Consider the following 19054-nt stretch of genomic DNA (forward strand, 5'->3'; position numbering starts at 1 on the left):
GGGGCAGACCCGTATCTGACCCTTAGGAGGAGGCGATTCTATGGTTGGTATGCGCGACGCAGAAATCTGGCCCTCAAATGTCCACTTCGCATTTGGCGCGCCCAGACGCATGTCCTAACCCGCGAAAACCGTGAGAGGGCATTGTGTAGTGGTAAGACCTCAGCCTTCCAAGCAATGATGATCAATTTCACTGAGTATCGTGTAGTTGCTATATCTTTCATTTAGTTCAATAACATGTTGCATCACGTATCATGTGGTAACAGCTCGTATCTTACCATTTCCGACAAAAAGCCGATAAAATGCCAAAGCTCACAGAGACGTTCGCGCGCAAGGTTCCGCAGACAAAACAGGGTACCGCCAAGCACTGGGATGGCGAGATAAAGGGGCTAGTTCTCTTCGTCGGGAAACAGTCAAAGACCTGGTACTTTCAGAAAGATGTTGGGGGTCAGACGCGGCGGGTGTTGATCGGGCGCTACCCGATGATTTCCGCAGATACTGCACGCCAGACAGCACTGGGATATGCGCTGGACTGGGGCAGGGGGGCCGGTAAGCGTATTCAGATCGGAGCGCCGACGCTTGAGACAGCCATGGAAACCTATCTGGCCCGTCCCAAGCTTCGGTCTGAGGTCCACCGGTCAGGTGTGCGCCAGCAGTTTGAGCTGCATTTAAAAGATTGGCTGCGCCTACCGCTGGATGAGATCACCAAGTCGATGGTGGTAGAGCGTCACAGATCCATGGCAGCAACGCCATCTTCGGCAAATCATACGCTGAAATACTTTCGGACCGTCTGGAACCATGCGCGTCGTATTCACGATTTGCCGGAAAGCCCGACGATGGCCATCGAATGGTATGAAGAAAAGCCAGAAGGGGCGATCATCGAAGATCTACGCCTCTGGCGTCAAACAGTGGACGATCTTTACAACCCCATTCACAAAGTCTTCTACGAGCTGCTTTTGTTCACAGGCTTTCGCAAGACCGAGGCGTTGACGTTGGAATGGAAGCAGATCCAAGAAGATCACATCCATTTGCCGATAACCAAGAATGGACGCAGCTTTGATCTTCCCATCTCACAGGTGCATCACGAGATACTGGCTCCCGTGCGAGGCCTGCATCGGCAATGGGTGTTTCCGTCACCCAAATCACCTACGGGTTATCTGAAGGGACCTGAGCGTATGCAATGGTCCAGCCACGCCCATCGTCGAACCTTTGCAACAGTCGCAATGGAGGCCGGGATACTCGAAGAGATTGTTGGCCGTTTGCTGAACCACACACCACTTTCGATCACCGGACAGCGCTATGTGAAACCATCCCTCGACGCGCTCAGACCCGCAATGGAAACTGTGTGCGACGAGCTGAGCGTTCGCAGCGAGCGTGATCGGACAGCTATTTGATTGCCAAGGGGAGGTCACTTCCGTGTCACAGGGTAGAAAGATCGACCCAATGAAACCGTTGCGAGCGGACCTGGACGGGAAGCCAAATCGCAAACGAGGCCCGTTTGATAAGATCTTACGGGACTATGCAGCATGTGCGTTGGATAATCCGAAGATCGATCTTGCGGTCTTTCAAGACGTCATACGCAGGATCTGTCCGAATGGGCGTTTGGCGTCAGCGTTGGATGACCAGAGCTTGCAGTGGCATAGAGGTCTTGCCTCTCTGTGTCGCCCTGAGATTGAAGGCCAAGTTGGTGCAGCAGCAAAGCTCCACCAGGAGCACACTCAGCGGCTGTTTCTCAAATGGCGCGAGAAGGACTGCAGCTTCGAAGGCCGATACGACTCGCCTCCCGAACCCGGAAGCAAACGGCCAGCAAATCGCGGTGCGCATTTATGCCCGGGTCTGCCTATCCCATATCGAGAGTTCTTGAGCGAGGCCTATCTCTCGCAAGTCCTGCGGCCTTATGCGAGCGCAGAGTACGAATGTCGCCAGATATTTTGGAGCCATTTGCAGGACGGGCACGCGCATGGTCATTGGATTGGGTTTATGCCAACAGATGTTGGCGTATATCTTCCGATGATGCCCGGCACGGGGTTTGGAGCTGGAGGTCACTATGAAATCGACAGGGCGACCTATCTTCACAGCTTCGAAAAAGCAGAAAGTGAGCTCGGACGAGAAAACTACCCACATTCTGATCCATATCCGGGCCAGGGCACCTGGATGTTCATCGGCGCTGAGCAGGTACCGAGTGTCACTGAAAGCGCCAATAGCGGGTCTCGGGATATCAATCAGGCAAAGACTGAGATGGGTGTTTTGCTGTCGAACAACAACAATCTACCTTACAAGCGCGAGCGTGGGTTCGGGCGTGCCGATGAGAAATTTATTCTAATTGGCGTCGAACTTTGTCTTTCTGATCTAGCGCTTTCGATGAATCGAGCGGCTGAGAAGGTGGCGGCAAAACACGACAATGAGATCAAAGGGCATAGCTCCGAGGCCAAGGTTGTGCGTTTGAGAAAAGGAATCTCTTCTGCACTGAAACAGAAAGGTAAATGGGCGAAAAACGAAGAGCTGTCCAAACTGCTCCAAAAGTATCCAAACCAATCCAATGCGCCGTAAGCTGGGTTGTGTGATGCTCCAGGCAATGGGATCGCTATTGGAGCAGTTACATGAAACCTTATGATGAAAGACTTCTGTCGAGAGCAGAAGTTGAAGAGCGTTTTGGGATATCTAAACGATTTTTGGAGCTGAGTGCGCTTCGGGGTAGTGGGCCGCGTTTTGTGCGTGTTGGCCGCCTGGTCCGATACAAGCTCGCGGACATCCATTCCTGGATTGAAGAGAACAGGGTGTAGGTGGGTGCAGATGGAAAAGCCCAAGAATACCCCTGCGTTTGGCAAGTTGCGATTCGAATGGAAAAGGCGGGTCAATGAAGATGCAAACCTGTCGCGTGGTGCAAAGCAAATGGCCACCTGTTTGTGTGATAGCTTTGTGAACAAGGAAACGGGGCGCTGTTGGCCGAAGAATGCAACACTCGCAAAGCGCCTGGGCGTCGATAAGAGAACCGTGCAGCGATACATCAAGATGCTGGAACAGGCAGGGTATCTACGCCGGGTCAAAGTTCGGAATGCCGACCGGGCGCACCAGATCTGCCTACCCGACCTAAAGGGTGACAACAGGGGTGACAGCCTATCACCCCGAGAGGTGACATTGCTGTCGCGCAAGGGTGACATGGCTGTCACCCCCTATAAGAACCAAGGAAAGAACATAAAAGACAGCAGCCTGGTTGATCGGTCGATGTCATGCCACCTGATTTCCGATCTTGAGAGCGGTGCTCTGGCGAGTTGGAGGCTCTGGTTCGAAAACCACTGGCCGGGTGACGACGTCGAGCTTCTGCAATTGCTGAGAAGAGCTGGGAACTACCTATTGCCTTCGCGCTTTCCGAAAGACGAAGACACAGCTCGCTACCTCGCATTCTTCGAATGGGTCACGGCGACGAATGGTCAAGAGCTCGGCTAGGACAGGTTACACAGTTTCATCGCCTTTCTGTGCTGAAACCGAGAGGGGGGAGTGTCAAAAGTTGCGAGCTTTAAGCCAAGGGACCGGCGGGGGTAACCAGATTTTTTCGCGCGAAAGTTATAGGGGGGGTGTCGAAGGAAAGGGCGGGAAGCGGAAGTTCGCTGCGGGTGCGAGATGGAAAAACGCTCCAATGTGTAGCGGACATTCAACGTGGATGGGATCGAGTTTAAGCAGATGCACAATATCTGGATGGAAGGTAGGCGGCTAAGCGCGCTTACTACTCGGATCCGAAGCGGCGAGCACCGAGAAATGGTAGTAAAGAACACGAAGCTAGATAAATCAGATGCGAACGGTTTCTGGGCCAGGGCGAGTTGTAATTGCTTGGGCAGTTATTGTCCGAGGTGGAGCTAGCCGGCACGGATACACCCTATTTTGGCGCGGCATTAACCGCGCAACGCCGCACTAATTGCGCCGACGATATCCCCGGCACATTGGCCTTCGCGCAGGTCTACCATTTCTCTCAGTCCGACCAAAACTACTACGTTCACTTGCCCACAGCCACAACAGGGGTAGAAACTGGAGTTAAATGCGCAACACGATGTAGTTCAAGAAGGCAGTGATCCAAACGCCTTTTTGGTTCCGGTTGGTTTAGATCCCGTCGCGTTAGTCCGTCTTGGTGAAGACCTCTGCAGCTGAAACGCGGGTCTAACTACCAGACCATGTCGGATTCAATTGGTGCAGTTGGGGGCTCCGGCGGGCGCGATTAGTTTTACCTCGCATACGGCGGCGTGTGGTTGAGAAACCAGAATGTAGCGTGCGCCAGTGCATGGTCGCTTCCTGAGTCTTTGCTCCGAACCGTGCCTTGCCAATTGAGGCCATGCCCTCGAGAACGACCGAGAAACTTTGTTCAGAAGTACCGGGATAGTATTTCGTCCATGCGGCAAAAGAAGTCGTCAGAGCCGTCAAATCACGTCGCGAGATGGCATTGAGACACATATGCGCGGCGTACCATTCGGTTTGGATAGCGCGCGCTCTCATTGTTGCCAGAAGCGATACCATTCGCGCTGAAAAAGTCCGGATCGCTACGGCAACGAATGCGACCGATCCCAACATAAGCCAAAACACTTTGTGCAATTGCCATGCATTTCCGTCTTGCGCATTGTCAGAAGCTGCGCCGAGAATAGACACGTCAAGTGTCGGTAAGATCGCGGTTTCCAGCTGTTCGGTCTCGATGTTGAACCAATCAAGTGTCACTTCCGGCAATACGGCGGCCCCTTCGTACTGAGCGACATACGAGGTTGTTTCCGTGCGCGTCCCTCGCAGCAGACCCCGGTCTTCTTTCTCGTCGATTTGGGGATCTTTTGGATAGGCGCGCAGGCTGTCCCCTTCGGGTGCAGGAGATAGGCGAGGGATCATGATGGGCGAGGTGCCAGTGATCTTTGCTGTAATGGTCCTAGTCAGAGCCCCTCCAACAGCCATACTGGGATCTCCATCAATCTGTTGCTGGAGTTCGAACCCGCTGGCGATGATCAGTGGATCCAGCCCAGATGCCCCTTCGGGGATGGTGGCATTGAAAGTCAGTTCTGGAAGTGAGCCAGAGAAAGTCACCGGTTCATTTGTGTCCGGGTTGGCATAGGTAACGACTACGTCTTCCGGCGGTAGGGTATAGCTGCCGCCTGCGAGCGGGTAGAGGCGATAGCTGCGGCGCACCCCCGACCAGGTTTCACCATCGATTTTTTCGCTGATCGGCCCCGAGGAACGCTCGGGCTGACGGACCAGAAGTGACGGAATTTCGACAGCCGGAAAGATCGGCGGTTCGGGCATCCATGTTGGCACAAGGATTGAAATGCGTAGCAGCAGCGGCTGACCGACGATTGTACTGTCGTTTTCCAACTCGGCCGTAACGCGCGGGTCTTGCGCCATGGCGATGCTGGCACCAATGCACAGGAACGATATCGCGATCAGAGTACGGATCATGTGCCCTTCTCGCTATTGTCGTAGAGGAACCGACTGCGCAGGAAATCCCCCATATCGGTGTCGATGCTGTCGATCCATTGGTCGGGAGACAGCGCCCTTGCCTTGTCCCTAGGTGCATCGACCTGCGTGGTAACTCCACGCTGAGCTTCGTTGTCGAATGTCATGTCATCTGCCCCGATGCCACTTTCCTCGCCAGTGTCGGATTGCTCACGAGTGGTTTCGACCTGTTCGACAATGGCCCAAGCGATTTCGGCGTTTTTGGCAGCAGCAGGAAAATCTGGCTGGCGGTCCAAAGCGGCTTCAAAGGCCTGCGCACCTGCGCGGTATTCGCGGTTGCCGATCCGTGCCAGACCTTCGGAAAAGGCTGCCTCGGCACTGTCCAACCCGCTGAATGACTCGGCAGCTTCCTCGTAGCGACCGGCGCTTAGCAATGCGTGACCTTTCCACATCGGGTCGGTGAACAGATCGGCAGCTTGCGCAAACTCCTTGTTTCGAAAGGCAATCTGCCCTTGTTGATCAGGTGTCAGAAACCAATCCTTCCATCCATCGGCATTTGCACTACCCGGCATTTGAAGTGTGAAGACAACGGCAAGTGCAGTGCTCCAGCGCATGGTCCAACCGCGGCGGAACCACAGCAAAGCAATGAGTGCAGCAGGCCATAGCAGCACCCAGCCGCGATCGTCCCATTCCAAACGCTCATCGTTCAGCTGTGCCGCTTGTTGCACCGAGGTTAACTGCCGTTCGATCTCTGCGATATCCCGGTCATCGGCAGTTAATCCAACAGCCGAAACGTCTGCGAGCCCGGTGATCTGGGCGGGGATTTGCCCGGAAGGCACGGCAACCAACATCGACACAGGCGGCTGTTCAGGGTCGTTATTCATGAACGCTGCAACCGTTGCCGGATCAAGGTCATCCAGCACAAAGAGGATCGCACCGGGCGTTTCTGCAGCCTTCAGTATTTCGCGCGCTAAATCCAATGCGGCAGCGGCATCATCCCCTTCAACCGGCATCACCTTGGGGTCCAGCCCTTGCAATAGCGGGCGCAGTATATCTGGGTCTTCGGTTAGCGGTGCGACCCGATGCGCGGTGCCTGCATAGGCCACAAGCGCAGTACGCGCGCCAGCCCGCGCAGCGATCAGATCCAAAATCTTGAACCTCGCTCGGTCTAGCCGAGTGGGTTCCAGATCGGTATCCTCCATCGAAGACGTTACCTCCAGCGCTACCACAAGAGGTGCGGTTTCCGCGACTAGCGGGTTGGGGGTGCGGTTCCATGACGGACCAGCTGCGGAGAGTACCAGTAGACTCAAACAAAGCATGACGCTGTCAATTGGTTCAATACGCCGCTGGGCGTTTGAACCGACCTGCAGAGCCTTTGCCAGATGCGGGGCGATATGCCGGGTGTCATGTCTGTGCTGTCCGGGTTGTCGCCTTGTAATGTACCAAAGCAGCACAATCGCAGGTAAAAGCAACAACCAGAGGGGACGAAGGAAGTGGAAAGCATCAAAAAAACTGGTCATGCCCGCCTCCAAGTCCGTGAAGCGAGCAGAGCAACAAGCGTTGCTATCCCCAGCAAGGCGGCGAGCAGGCTGGCCACCCAAACGAGCGAATAGGTCGGCCGATAACTGGTTTCTTCGACGATCCGAGGTGCCATGGCGTCGATCTGCTCATAGATTTGCGACAAAGCTGAGCTGTCATCGGCATAGAAGAAGGCGCCTCCGGTGCGGGTCGCGACATTTTCCAATGCTGTCAAATCGACCCGATCTTCGCCTGTCCCTTCGGGGTCGCCCACGCCGATGGTTTGGATGACCACGCCTTTGTCAGCGGCAATCTCCGCCGCATTAACTGGCGAGACCCGGCTGTTGGTGTCCGCACCATCGCTGAGCAGGACGATCAGACGCTCATCGACATCGCTGCTGTCGAACATTCGGATTGCCAGACCGATTGCATCTCCGATGGCGGTGTTTGGCCCGGCCATACCCACCTGAGTCTGATCGAGGAATCCGTCAAGGCTTTGCAGATCTTCGGTGAAGGGAGCCTGTACGAAAGCGCGTGTGCCAAAGACAATCAGAGCCATACGGTCGCCATCGCGCTCTGCGATGAAGGTTTTGAGCACATCGCGTACAGCATCCAGCCTTTGCATCCTTTGCCCGTTTGCGCCGATTAAATCCCGTTGATCCATGGAACCCGAGATATCGAGGGCCAGCACAACGTCTCGCGCCGATTTTTCAATCACTATGGGATCGCTCAACCGTTGAGGTTGTGCCAGACCGATCACGATCATTGTCCAGACCAGTAGTGCAGTGATGATCTGAACTCTGCTCCGATGCAGCACTGTTGCACCTTGCTCTGGTGTAGCACCCGCTGCTTCTGTCAACTGCCGGAAAAAGGGGATTCGGATCGCCGTGGCCTCTTCACGGTGTGGCGGGAGAAACCGCCAAACCAGCCAAGGTAGCGGCAAAAGGATCAAGAGCCATGGATACAATAAGTTGATCACTTCAGACCTCTTGCTTCGGCTGCTTGTGCGTCACGATCCAGTCGTGCGCCAAGCGGGTCAGCTCTGGAGAAGCCGGGACCGGGCGGTAGGGAGCTTGCGCAACGATGCGTCCAGGGCCATTCGAAAACCGGTCGTTGTCCATGGTCTGGTCGAGAAAGTATAGCCAGTCTTTGCCAGTCATTCCTGCAACCTCGCCGCGTGGAAATCCGCTCAATGCAGTGCGGCGTAGGATATCGGCGATGCAAGCCGGATCATCCTCTGCTTTGGCCAGCGCGCCCAAGGCTGCACGGCGATAGGCGTTGGCTTGGCGGTGTTTGATGGCCTGCCGGATCAACCATCCGGCCAACAGCGCAAGTGCCATCCCAAGCCAGGCCCACCCAACAGTTTGAGGCATCATCGAGATTGGTGAAGGTTGCGGCGCGGGCTCCAAGAGGTCGATCAACTCGACAAGGTTGAGGCCGTGCAGATCCGGGTTCATGACGCCCCCAACAAACGAGAGATTTGATCCAGCGCAGGGGATTGCGTCGACAACGGCAGGAAGGGCAGTTGGTATTTCTGCGCCCAGCCGCGGATATGCGCCAGTCGGTCCTGTGCAAAGACTTCTATTTGTTTGTGAGTCTCGGCAGTAGAAGTGTCGATCTCTGCCTGCAAGGTACCGTCCGATATAGCGAGGCGTGTATTTGCAGGAATATGCGCAGCCATCGGGTCGGCGATGTTGAACAGCATCACGTCATTGTGCCGGGCGAGGTTGCGGATCAAAGGCTCGGACGCGGCGTCAACACCGTCGAAATCGGAGAATATCAGTATCAGATAATTTGTCTTGGCAATCCGGAGCGCGGAGCGCAACATCCGGTTGAATACGTTGGGCCGAACGACCCGACTTCTGGCCGATAACCGACTGTTGGCGTCAGCGATCGAGGCTAGCATCTGTCGCACGGACAGGGCCGAGCGCACGGGCCGGTGTTCGGCTACAGTGTCGTCCGAGAAGACCAACCCGCCGACCCGATCGCCTTGCGCCAACAAAAGATGCGCAGCAATGGCGGCGGCCTCGGCAGCGATGACGGATTTCATGTAGACTTGGCTACCAAAAAACATCGATATGCGTTGGTCTACCAGCAGCAGCGTTGGGCGGTCGCGTTCTTCGGTATAGACCCGGACATGGGGCGTGCCCGTGCGTGCTGTTACTTTCCAGTCCAGAGTGCGGATATCATCTCCGGGCAGATAGGCGCGCAGTTCTTCGAAATTCAGCCCCCGGCCGCGCAGTTTCGAGGCATGGCGACCGTTCAGAACGGAATTCGCAGGTTGCCGAGGCAGAAAGGTCAGTCGCGAGGCACGTCGTCTGAGCGCGACTAACTGGTGCAGGTCGACATGAATACGGGGATCATGCCCAAGCTCTGTAATCGTTGCCGTTTGCTTCATTGGCATAACATCCTCGGCCGAAGGCCTGTCATCATGGTAGGGCAACCAGTTTGATGATCTCGCCGGTCACATTATCCTGCGACAGACCAGCGCCCTGCGCCTCATAGCTCAATGTGATGCGATGGCGGAATACGTCATGGGCAATGGCTCTGACATCGAGCGGATCGACATAGTCTCGCCCGGCCAGCCAAGCGTGCGCGCGGCTGCATTTGTCCAGGGCGATCGAGGCGCGCGGGCTGGCACCGACCTCGATCCAGCTGGCCAGTTCTCTGCTCAGGGTTGCGGGGGTTCGAGTAGCGTACACCAGATCGGCAAAGTAACGCTCCATCGCATCCGCGACGTGAATGCCGGAGATTTCCGCGCGCGCATCAAAGATGGCCTGCTGCCGAATGGCGGAAGGCTTGGACGCGCTGGATTTTTTGGGCTGATTGGTTGACTGTTCCTCGCCCCGGACCAGTCGGATGACCTCAACCTCGTCCTCAACCGGGGGGTAGGTGATATTCACGTGCATTAGGAACCGGTCCATTTGTGCTTCGGGTAAGGGATAGGTGCCTTCCTGTTCGATAGGGTTCTGCGTAGCCATGACGATAAAAAGGGGTTCCATCGTATGTGTCGTTCCCGACACCGTGACCTGGCGTTCCTCCATCGCCTCCAGCAGGGCGGCCTGCACCTTGGCTGGCGCGCGATTGATTTCATCGGCCAGCACGATATTTGCAAAGATCGGCCCCGGCTCGAACCGGAATTCGGACGTGCTGCTGGCCTGGACGTATACCTCGGTACCGGTGACATCCGATGGCAGTAAATCAGGCGTAAATTGGATGCGGCTGAACTGCGCGTCCAGATTTTTGGCCATCGCTTTGACGGCGCGTGTCTTGGCCAATCCGGGCAACCCTTCGATAAGCAAGTTGCCGTTGGCCAGCAAGCCGATCAGCAAGCGCTCGACCACCTCAGTCTGACCGATGATAGACCGACCCATCCTGGCTTTGAGGTCGAGGATCTGATCATGTGCGGACATGGGAATACTCCGTCATTACCCTGAGCCAATTTTACACTCGAAACAGAAGAAGACGCACTTCCACTCAATCTTTGAGAGCATTCGAAAAACACACTCCTCTGTTTAAAACATTGAATTAAATCCGCTTTCAAACCATCCAGAATATGGCAGGAGTTGAACCCCGAATGCGGCTCAGACTAATTTGAGCAATCCCATAAATCAATTTTTTAACACAAAGCCTCAAATTTACGTGTAAGCTGTAAGGGTTCCCTATTACTCACAAAAAAGGTTTGAAAACATGTTTGCAGCCTTTGAGCCCCGGCGCATCATCCGGCCATTAACAACTTTCACCTGCGCGATTTTTCTGGCCGTTTCCGCCACTGCGCAAGAGCAAAAGCCCAATATTCTTGTCATCTGGGGTGACGATGTTGGCCAGTCCAACATCTCGGCCTACACGATGGGTTTAATGGGGTATCACACGCCGAATATCGACCGAATCGCCGATGATGGCATGATCTTTACCGACTATTACGGCGAGCAATCCTGCACGGCTGGACGGTCTTCATACATCATGGGGCAGTCGGTGTTTCGGACCGGTTTGTCCAAAGTGGGCCTGCCGGGCGCCGATCTCGGGATGCAAGAGGAAGACCCGACAATCGCGGGGCTGCTCAAAGCCGAAGGCTATGTTACTGGTCAGTTCGGCAAAAATCATCTGGGCGACAAGGATGAGCATCTGCCGTCCAACCATGGTTTCGATGAGTTTTTTGGCAATCTTTACCATCTGAACGCCGAAGAAGAGCCCGAAAACGAAGACTATCCCGGCGATCAGGTACTGGCTGATGGCCGCACTTTCCGCGAAGCCTATGGCCCGCGTGGCGTGATCAAATCCAAGGCCGATGGCACGATCGAGGATACGGGCCCGCTAACCAAGAAACGCATGGAAACAGTCGATGACGAAACTGTTGCCGCGGCTATCGACTTCATCAAGCGCTCGCATGAGCAGGGGCAACCATTCTATGTCTGGTGGAATGGTACGCGGATGCACTTCCGCACTCATGTGGCTGATGACCGGCGTAACCCGGGCAACGACGAATATACCGACGGGATGCTGGAACATGACATGCATGTTGGTCAACTGCTGGACCTGCTGGATGAGTTGGGTATCGCCGACAATACCATCGTTCACTATTCAACCGACAATGGCCCGCATATGAACACTTGGCCGGATGCCGCGATGACTCCGTTCTGGGGTGAAAAGAACACCAACTGGGAAGGTGGCTGGCGGGTGCCCTCGATGGTGCGCTGGCCTGGTTTGATTGAGCCTGGCTCAGTCTCGAACGAAATTATGCACCATATGGACTGGCTGCCGACTTATCTGGCCGCTGCGGGTCGTGACAATATCAAGGAGGAGCTGATTCAGGGCGGTGTTCAAGCCATCGGACGTGAATACAAGGTGCATCTGGATGGTTATAACTTCCTGCCCTATTTCAAGGGCGAGGTGGAAGAGGGACCGCGCAAAGAGATTTTCTACTTCTCGGATGACGGTGATCTAACGGCGCTGCGGTACGACGACTGGAAGCTCATTTTCCTTGAGCAGAAAGCATGGGGCACTCTGCGCGCCTGGATGGAACCATGGACCGAGCTGCGCATCCCCCTGATCATCAATCTGCGCCGTGACCCCTATGAGCGCGCCTACCGGACTTCGAACACCTATTATGACTGGTTGCTTAATAGGGCCTATTTCCTTGTCCCAGCACAGCAATATGTGGGCAATTTCCTGGCGACATTCCAGGAATTCCCACCACGCCAGAAAGCCGCCAGCTTCAATCTGGAACAGGTGATGGAAAAGATGACCGCGCCTGTGGGCGATTGATCCTAAATAATGAACCGATCCGGGCCGCCACAATCGTGGCGGCCTGTCTTCTTTGACCCTGCTAAGGTGCCAATTCATGCTCAGGTATTTTCTATTCCTTTCGCTGTTTTCCATCACTTCGGTTGTATTTGCAGACCCTTTGCCATCCTGGAATGAAACAGACAGCAAGGCGCGGATCATCTCGTTTGTTGAAAGCGTCACCGACCCCAATTCCGATGGTTATGTTACGCCGACCGACCGTATAGCGGTCTTTGACAATGACGGCACGCTATGGGGTGAGCAGCCGGTATATTTCCAACTGATCTATGCGGTCGAAGCGTTTCAGAAGATGGCGCAGGATGACCCTGAAGTGGTCAAGTCTGATGCGCTCAAGGCTGCTGCCGCAGGTGATTACAAGGCTCTGGCTGAGGGTGGCGAAAAAGCCGTGATCGAAGTTCTAGAGGCGACCCATAGTGGTCTGAGTGTAGACGATTTTCAGGCAAGTGTGAGCGACTGGGTTGCCACCGCAACTCACCCGGTTACGAGTCTGCGTTACGACCAGATGACTTACCAGCCGATGGTGGAGTTGTTGCGTTATCTGCGTGACGAAGGGTTCAAGACATATATCGTCTCTGGTGGTGGGATTCATTTCATGCGGGTCTTTGCCGAGGCCGCCTATGGCATCCCGACCGAACAGGTCATCGGCACCTATACCGAAACCACCTATGAGGTGATCGACGGTGTTCCTACCATCATCAAACAACCGGCGATCGGTTTTGTTGACGATAAAGAAGGTAAGCCAATCAATATCGACCGGATCATCGGGAAACGACCGATCATTGCTGGTGGAAACTCGGACGGCGACTATGCGATGATTGAATGGACCACGGCGGGCGACGGACTTCGGCTGGGCCTGATCGTGCATCATACGGATGGTGAACGCGAAGTGGCCTATGCTTGCGACAGCCATATTGGTCGGCTGTGCGATGGGCTGGAAAGCGGTCCTGATCTGGGCTGGCTCATCGTCGATATGGCCAGCGATTGGTCGCGCATCTACACCGGTGTGAAACAGTAGCGGGAAGGATATAAAGATAGCCATTCGTTTATCAGCGCCCCTGATCAGATGGATTGCCATTGCTGGAACAACCGTTCTGGGGCTTCCCACCGGATCATCCGCTCAAGAGCTTGAATATGTAGGCTCTTCGCAATGCACCAAGTGCCATACCGAAGCCGCCGCTGCGTGGAGCGGTTCGCATCACGCGCTGGCATGGAGCGCTCCGGAGCCGAATACGGTGATTGCAGATTTCGATGGCACCTCCTTCAGCCATGATGGCATGAACGTCCGTTTCAGTACCGACGGAGTGCAGTATCGCGCCACCGTCACCGAAAAAGACGGTCTCACAACTGAATACCCGGTGCATTCCGTCGTGGGCATCGCTCCGCTTCAGCAATACCTGTTCGAAACTGAGCCAGGCCGGCTGCAAAGCTTCGACGTGGTCTGGGACGTGGAAAACGAACGCTGGTATCACCTCTATCCCGATCAGGACCTGCCGCCGGATGACGGATTGCATTGGACCGGGCCTTACAAAAACTGGAACGCTCGATGCGCCGAATGTCATGCTACCGGGTTTGAGAAGAACTATGATCCGAACACGCGTACTTACGCATCAACCCACGCTGAAATCGGTGTTGGTTGCGAAGCCTGCCATGGTCCCGGCTCAGCTCATCTCGACTGGGCCAAAGGAAGCGAACTTACCAATAGCAACGGGCAATTGAACACGCTCGGACTGACTATGGATTTCAACGCGGGCGCGGAGGCGACGATCCAGCAATGCGCCACGTGCCATTCTCGTCGTGAGGCGTTTGGAGACGGTAATCCGCTGCCTGGATCATCGTATCACGACAACTACAACCTCGCGCTACTGCGACCTGGTCTTTATCATTCGGACGGCCAAATATTGGACGAAGTCTATGTCTACGGTTCTTTTCAGCAGTCTAAGATGTATGCCAGCGGCGTCAGCTGCACCAATTGTCATAACGCACACTCTGCAACGCTCATCGCCGAAGGAAATGATGTATGCACCCAGTGTCATTCGCCAGCAGGGCGCGAAGAGTTTCCTGGCCTAACACGCGCGCTCTATGACGATCCGGCCCACCACTTTCATCCTATGGGTTCGGAAAGTGCAGAGTGCAAAAGCTGCCATATGCCAGAGCAGATTTACATGGGCGTTGATGGGCGCCGGGATCACGGATTTCGCATCCCACGACCAGATCTTACGGTAGAGACAGGGGCTCCGGATACTTGCACCGATTGCCATACGGATCAAACCTCCGAATGGGCCGCAAAGACCGTAGAGGCTTGGTATCCGCAAAGCGTAAATCGTGATGTACATTTCGCGCAGGTGTTCGCTAAGGCGCGCACCAGTTCGGGTGCGGCTAGCAATGATCTTGCCCAGTTAGCACGCGACACCGCCCAGCCTGCGATTGTTCGTGCAACAGCCTTGTGGTTGTTACAGCAGGACATGGCGGAGGATGTGAGAGATTTGGCTCTTGGACAGTTGGATGATTCCGATCCTATGGTTCGCGCCATTGCGGTGGGCTTGCTAACTGATGCCAACCAAAACGAGCTTTCAAAAATTTTGCCTTTGTTGGAGGATCCGTTCCGGAAAGTCAGGATTGCAGCAGCGCGGGCAATGCTGTCAGCGAATGGATTGCAAATGTCTCGCCAGGAACAAGAGCGATTGCAACAGGCCATGACCGAATGGAGAAGCTCGTTGCTCAACCGCGCAGATTTTCCAGAAACTCACTTGGTTCTGGGTGGGATGGCCTTGTCGATGCGCAACTTAGCTGCCGCACAAATGGCTTTTGAAGAAGTAACTCATCTCGATCCACAACGTGTTGATGCGTGGGTGATGCAGGTACGTCTCGCTGCCGCGACAAGCGATTTAAGTGCTGCAAGGCAGGTACTAGACCGCGCGCTTTTGATCAATCCAGATGACCCTTCGCTTTCTGCACTAGCTTCGGGTCTGCGATGAAAAAGAAGGGTGACGTGTATTGATCAGTTGCAGGATAAGCCTGATCCGTTTTGCGAATTATCGGCTCGATTTCAACTTGATACCTTTGGTGAGGTGATATTACCAAAAAAATCGCGCGGTACATCGATGACCGCTTATGAGATGCTATAATGCAAAGTCCAAACTGTAGTTAACGGCTGCCAAGGGCCGCCCTCGAAGACGGCCCGAATTTACTAGATTTCAATGGCCTCGGCGATTGCTAGCGCGTCCTCAAGTTCGACGCCCAGATATCGGACCGTGCTGTCCATTTTTGTGTGACCGAGCAGTAGCTGAACCGCCCGCAAGTTGCCGGTTTTTTGTAGATCTGGGTCACCTTTGTTCGCCTCATTGAATGCGTGCCATATGCGCTCGCTTCCAGACCGATCGATGTGACCCAATCTCGGACGATCCGTGCATATTGGCGTGTCGAGATATGAAGACGCTCATGGAAGCGACCCGGCCAAAGGTACTCAGAGCCGACCATGAGTTCATCCTCCATCCACTTCTCTACCGAGGTTCTTGTGCCTTCGGACATTTCAAAACGCACCGGTTTGTGCTTTTTGCTTTGCAACACGGAAGCCCGTTCTTTGATCTGGCCAGATGCCATAACGTCGACGACCTTCATCTTCACCAGGTCGCAACCTCTCAGCTTGCTGTCGATCGCCATGTTGAAAAGTGCGAGGTCGCAATGATTTTCTGCCAATTCAAGTCGAACACGGATCGCCCAGACATGCTTTGGCTTCAGCGGCCGTTTCTGGCCAACGATACGTCCTTTGTTCCAGGCTGGACGAAGCGCGCGAATGGCCGGTAAGTTTGGTGTTTCCATGACTGATCCTCCGATCCGCCATGCCCTCCACACCGACAACCCGACGTTGACGAGGTAACATATCACGAGATTGCTGCACCGCCTCCGAGGTTGGCTGTGAGCCCACAGTTACCGATGCTGCACAGAACACAAATGTCGGCAGTGCCTTTTCGTAAAGTTCGCTATCTTTCAAATTTGGGAACGGCCATTGGTTAGAAAATCTTTATGATCGCCCAACGACTTTCAGTTCTCCCAGGCTCTGTTCAAGGCCTACCATCGCGACAGATCACGGGAGGAAACCATGAAATTCTACAAGTCCGGCAACGACACCCTGCCACCAAGCATCGAAAACGCCGCTATGTCACAAGGCGCTCGAACAGACGATGTCAACCGTCGCGAGTTTCTGGCTATGGCAACGACGTTCGGGGCCACAACGGCAACCGCCTATGCCATGCTGGGGATGAATGCGCCCGCTATGGCGTCCGAGACCCCAAAAGCCGGAGGCACGCTTCGGGTTGGCATGGTGGTTCGGGCAGGCAAGGACCCTCGATCCTATGACGACAGTCCACAGGCCAATATCAGCCGTGGCTGGTTGGAATACCTCGTGCGGTACACGCATGATTTCACGTTTGAGCCGATGCTGCTGGAAAGCTGGGAGATTAGCGAAGACGCAAAGACCTACATTCTGAACGTGCGCCCAGGCGTGACGTGGCACAACGGCGATGCGCTGACGGCGGAGCATGTTGCGCACAACATTGCGGGTTGGTGCGACAAGGATGTCGAGGGCAACTCCATGGCCGGGCGTTTCGGGACATTGATCGATCCCGAGACAGGCAAGGCTGCGGAAGGCGCGATTGAGATCGTGGACGACATGACGGTCCGCTTGAACCTGCCCGCACCGGACATCACCCTCATCGCTGGCATGGCCGACTATCCGGCCGCCATCGTGCATCCCAGCGTCGGCAGTGCGGACCCCTTCAAGGCCCCTCTGGGCACAGGCCCCTACACCCTTGAGAGCCATGAGGTTGGCGTGAAAGCGGTGCTGGTCCGAAAAGAAGGACATACATGGTGGAACGAGGGCAACGGGGCCTGGCTGGATCGCATCGAATACATCGACGTCGGCACCGACCCCACGGTCATTGCGTCGCTCTACGAATCCGAGGAGATCGATGCGAATTATGAGAGCAGCGGTGAGTTTGTCGCTCTTCTGACTGGTCTCGGCCTTGAGCAGAACGAGGCTGTCACAGCGGCAACAATCGTTTTGCGGACAAACCAATCCACGGACACAGACCCTGACAACCCATATGCTGACGTGCGTGTTCGCCGCGCCTTGTCCATGGCCGTGGACAACAGCATCCTTCTGGAGCTCGGGGTTAACGGTCTGGCTATTCCGGCTCAAAACCACCATGTCTGCCCGATCCATCCTGAGTACGCCGAGGTCGACCGCCTGCCATATGATCCGGCGGGGGCCATGGCCCTGCTGAAAGAAGCCGGGATGGCAGACTTTGAGCATGAGTTGATCTCGATCGACGATGACTGGCGCAAGAACACGACCGATGCCATGGCGGCTCAGTTGCGTGATGCGGGGATCAAAGTCAAACGCACCGTCATTCCCGGATCATCCTTCTGGAATGATTGGGCAAAGTTCCCGTTCAGCTCGACCAACTGGAATATGCGTCCGTTGGGTGTGCAGATTTTGGCGTTGGCTTATCGTTCCGGCGAGGCATGGAATGAAACAGGGCTCAACAATGCCGAATTCGACAGCCTGCTGGCCGACGCGTTGGCCACGCCTGATGCCAACGCACGCCGCAAGATCATGGCCAAGCTGCAGACCATCATGGTGGAGGAAGGCGTGGTGACGCAGCCTTACTGGCGGTCGCTCTACAATCACAGCCGTCCCAATGTGAAGGGCATGGGTATGCACCCGACCTTTGAAATCCACATGGATAAGATTTGGTTGGATGGGTAAGGCAACGTCCATGTCGGCCAGGGGTGAGCAGCTGAACGCTGGCACTAGCAAGGAATGGAACTGGCATCCGGACCTGCCTGTCGCCGTCACGCCGCTGTTTGCCTGGCCGCCAAGGCCAATGGCAACATTGCGGTGGTTTGCAACCAACTGGCTACCGATCACCGAATACCTGATCTACGCGCTGATGGCCTGGGCCGTCTGGGCTTGGGTGGTGCCACCCTTGGAGCAAATGCAGCACTTAAGCTGGGGATGGGTGTTGCAGCTATGGGCGCGCAATCTGATCCTGATGACCTTCTTTGCTCAAGGGCTGCACCTGTGGCTTTACGGATGGAAGAAGCAAGGCGACGATTACAAGTTCGACCGGCGCGGGCCTGCAAGGAATGCGCGCGTCTTCCTTTGGAACGATCAGTATTGGGACAATGTCACCTACGCGCTCCTGTCTGGCGTGACCATGTGGACGTTCTACGATGCCATCGTTTGGATGGGCTACGCCAATGGCTGGGCACCGATGATCACTCTTCAAAGCAACCCGATCTGGTTTTTTGCCCTGTTCCTCTTGTTACCCGTTGTACAGTCTTTCCATTTCTATTGGCTGCACCGCGCACTGCACATCCCATGGATCTACAGACGCGTTCATTCAGTACATCACCGCAGCGTTTCAGTGGCACCGTGGTCTGGCTTTTCCATGCATCCGGTCGAGCATGTCGGCTACATGTCTCTGCTGCTGATCTTCCTGGTTCTGCCCGCGCATCCGATCCACTTTCTCTTCATCGGATTTTCGTTGGCGCTTGCTTCTGCCACGTCGCATGCCGGTTTTGAAAAACTGGTGATCGGGGACAAGGTCCACCTGAAGATCGGATCGTTCCATCACCAGCTGCATCACCGCTATTTCGAATGCAATTACGGCGGCCCGGAAATGCCGTGGGACAACTGGTTCGGCAGTTATCACGATGGCGGCCCCGAGGCGACGGAACGTGTGCGCGCAACCAAGAAACGTATGCATGTGAATTGAGTGCCTGACTGGCGGTCTCCATCCGGTGCCGGTGA

At 55.2% G+C, this 19054-nt stretch carries 14 protein-coding genes and 1 pseudogene; 8 read left to right on the forward strand and 7 right to left on the reverse strand.

The features are described 5' to 3' along the window. The first annotated feature begins 299 nt into the window (after nucleotides 1-299). From ACR0JX_RS16020 to ACR0JX_RS16030, 3 genes are all read left to right on the forward strand, one after another. Nucleotides 300-1391 (forward strand): tyrosine-type recombinase/integrase, encoded by a 1092-nt coding sequence (locus ACR0JX_RS16020; protein ID WP_480544794.1) that lies wholly within the window; start codon nucleotides 300-302, stop codon nucleotides 1389-1391. A gap of 466 nt (nucleotides 1392-1857) precedes the next feature. Continuing rightward, nucleotides 1858-2547 carry a hypothetical protein gene (locus ACR0JX_RS16025; RefSeq protein ID WP_480544795.1) on the forward strand — a complete coding sequence of 230 codons (690 nt, stop codon included), beginning with the start codon at nucleotides 1858-1860 and terminating at the stop codon, nucleotides 2545-2547. A 243-nt stretch (nucleotides 2548-2790) separates the two neighbouring features. Continuing rightward, nucleotides 2791-3444 carry a helix-turn-helix domain-containing protein gene (locus ACR0JX_RS16030; RefSeq protein WP_480544796.1) on the forward strand — a complete coding sequence of 218 codons (654 nt, stop codon included), beginning with the start codon at nucleotides 2791-2793 and terminating at the stop codon, nucleotides 3442-3444. A gap of 705 nt (nucleotides 3445-4149) precedes the next feature. Here the strand turns inward: ACR0JX_RS16030 and ACR0JX_RS16035 are convergent. The 6 genes from ACR0JX_RS16035 to ACR0JX_RS16060 all read right to left on the reverse strand — a co-directional run bounded on the left by ACR0JX_RS16035 (nucleotide 4150) and on the right by ACR0JX_RS16060 (nucleotide 10349). Then, nucleotides 4150-5421 (reverse strand): hypothetical protein, encoded by a 1272-nt coding sequence (locus tag ACR0JX_RS16035; RefSeq protein ID WP_480544797.1) that lies wholly within the window; start codon nucleotides 5419-5421, stop codon nucleotides 4150-4152. After that, nucleotides 5418-6938: a VWA domain-containing protein gene (locus ACR0JX_RS16040; RefSeq protein WP_480544798.1), complete on the reverse strand. Its 1521-nt coding sequence runs from the start codon at nucleotides 6936-6938 to the stop codon at nucleotides 5418-5420. Before ACR0JX_RS16040 ends, ACR0JX_RS16035 begins: the two co-directional genes overlap by 4 nt. Beyond that, nucleotides 6935-7753, reverse strand: a complete 819-nt coding sequence (locus ACR0JX_RS16045) for a VWA domain-containing protein (protein ID WP_480544799.1) — start codon at nucleotides 7751-7753, stop codon at nucleotides 6935-6937. The genes ACR0JX_RS16040 and ACR0JX_RS16045 overlap by 4 nt, the downstream gene beginning before the upstream one ends. A 163-nt stretch (nucleotides 7754-7916) precedes the next feature. Further along, on the reverse strand, nucleotides 7917-8393 hold the full coding sequence (locus ACR0JX_RS16050) for a DUF4381 domain-containing protein (protein WP_480544800.1): 477 nt from the start codon (nucleotides 8391-8393) through the stop codon (nucleotides 7917-7919). Further along, nucleotides 8390-9334, reverse strand: coding sequence for a DUF58 domain-containing protein (locus tag ACR0JX_RS16055; protein ID WP_480544801.1), 945 nt, complete (start codon nucleotides 9332-9334; stop codon nucleotides 8390-8392). The genes ACR0JX_RS16050 and ACR0JX_RS16055 overlap by 4 nt, the downstream gene beginning before the upstream one ends. A gap of 31 nt (nucleotides 9335-9365) precedes the next feature. After that, nucleotides 9366-10349, reverse strand: a complete 984-nt coding sequence (locus ACR0JX_RS16060) for an AAA family ATPase (protein WP_480544802.1) — start codon at nucleotides 10347-10349, stop codon at nucleotides 9366-9368. A gap of 277 nt (nucleotides 10350-10626) precedes the next feature. On the opposite strand from ACR0JX_RS16060, the gene ACR0JX_RS16065 reads away from it, so the two are divergent. From ACR0JX_RS16065 to ACR0JX_RS16075, 3 genes are all read left to right on the forward strand, one after another. Next, on the forward strand, nucleotides 10627-12201 hold the full coding sequence (locus ACR0JX_RS16065; protein WP_475158131.1) for an arylsulfatase: 1575 nt from the start codon (nucleotides 10627-10629) through the stop codon (nucleotides 12199-12201). 76 nt (nucleotides 12202-12277) lie between these two features. Then, entirely contained in the window at nucleotides 12278-13255 is a 978-nt protein-coding gene (locus tag ACR0JX_RS16070; RefSeq protein ID WP_480544803.1) for an HAD family hydrolase, read from the forward strand. A 76-nt stretch (nucleotides 13256-13331) separates the two neighbouring features. Continuing rightward, nucleotides 13332-15215: a multiheme c-type cytochrome gene (locus tag ACR0JX_RS16075; protein ID WP_480545026.1), complete on the forward strand. Its 1884-nt coding sequence runs from the start codon at nucleotides 13332-13334 to the stop codon at nucleotides 15213-15215. A 212-nt stretch (nucleotides 15216-15427) separates the two neighbouring features. On the opposite strand, the pseudogene ACR0JX_RS16080 reads toward ACR0JX_RS16075, so the two are convergent. Then, nucleotides 15428-16059: pseudogene (locus ACR0JX_RS16080) on the reverse strand (tyrosine-type recombinase/integrase). 280 nt (nucleotides 16060-16339) lie between these two features. Between ACR0JX_RS16080 and ACR0JX_RS16085 the strand changes: the two are divergent. Both ACR0JX_RS16085 and ACR0JX_RS16090 read left to right on the forward strand, forming a co-directional pair. Then, nucleotides 16340-18007: an ABC transporter substrate-binding protein gene (locus ACR0JX_RS16085; RefSeq protein ID WP_480544804.1), complete on the forward strand. Its 1668-nt coding sequence runs from the start codon at nucleotides 16340-16342 to the stop codon at nucleotides 18005-18007. Next, entirely contained in the window at nucleotides 18000-19019 is a 1020-nt protein-coding gene (locus ACR0JX_RS16090) for a sterol desaturase family protein (protein ID WP_480544805.1), read from the forward strand. Before ACR0JX_RS16085 ends, ACR0JX_RS16090 begins: the two co-directional genes overlap by 8 nt. The last annotated feature ends 35 nt before the right edge of the window (nucleotides 19020-19054 follow it).

Source organism: Ruegeria sp. AH7 (assembly GCF_056541325.1).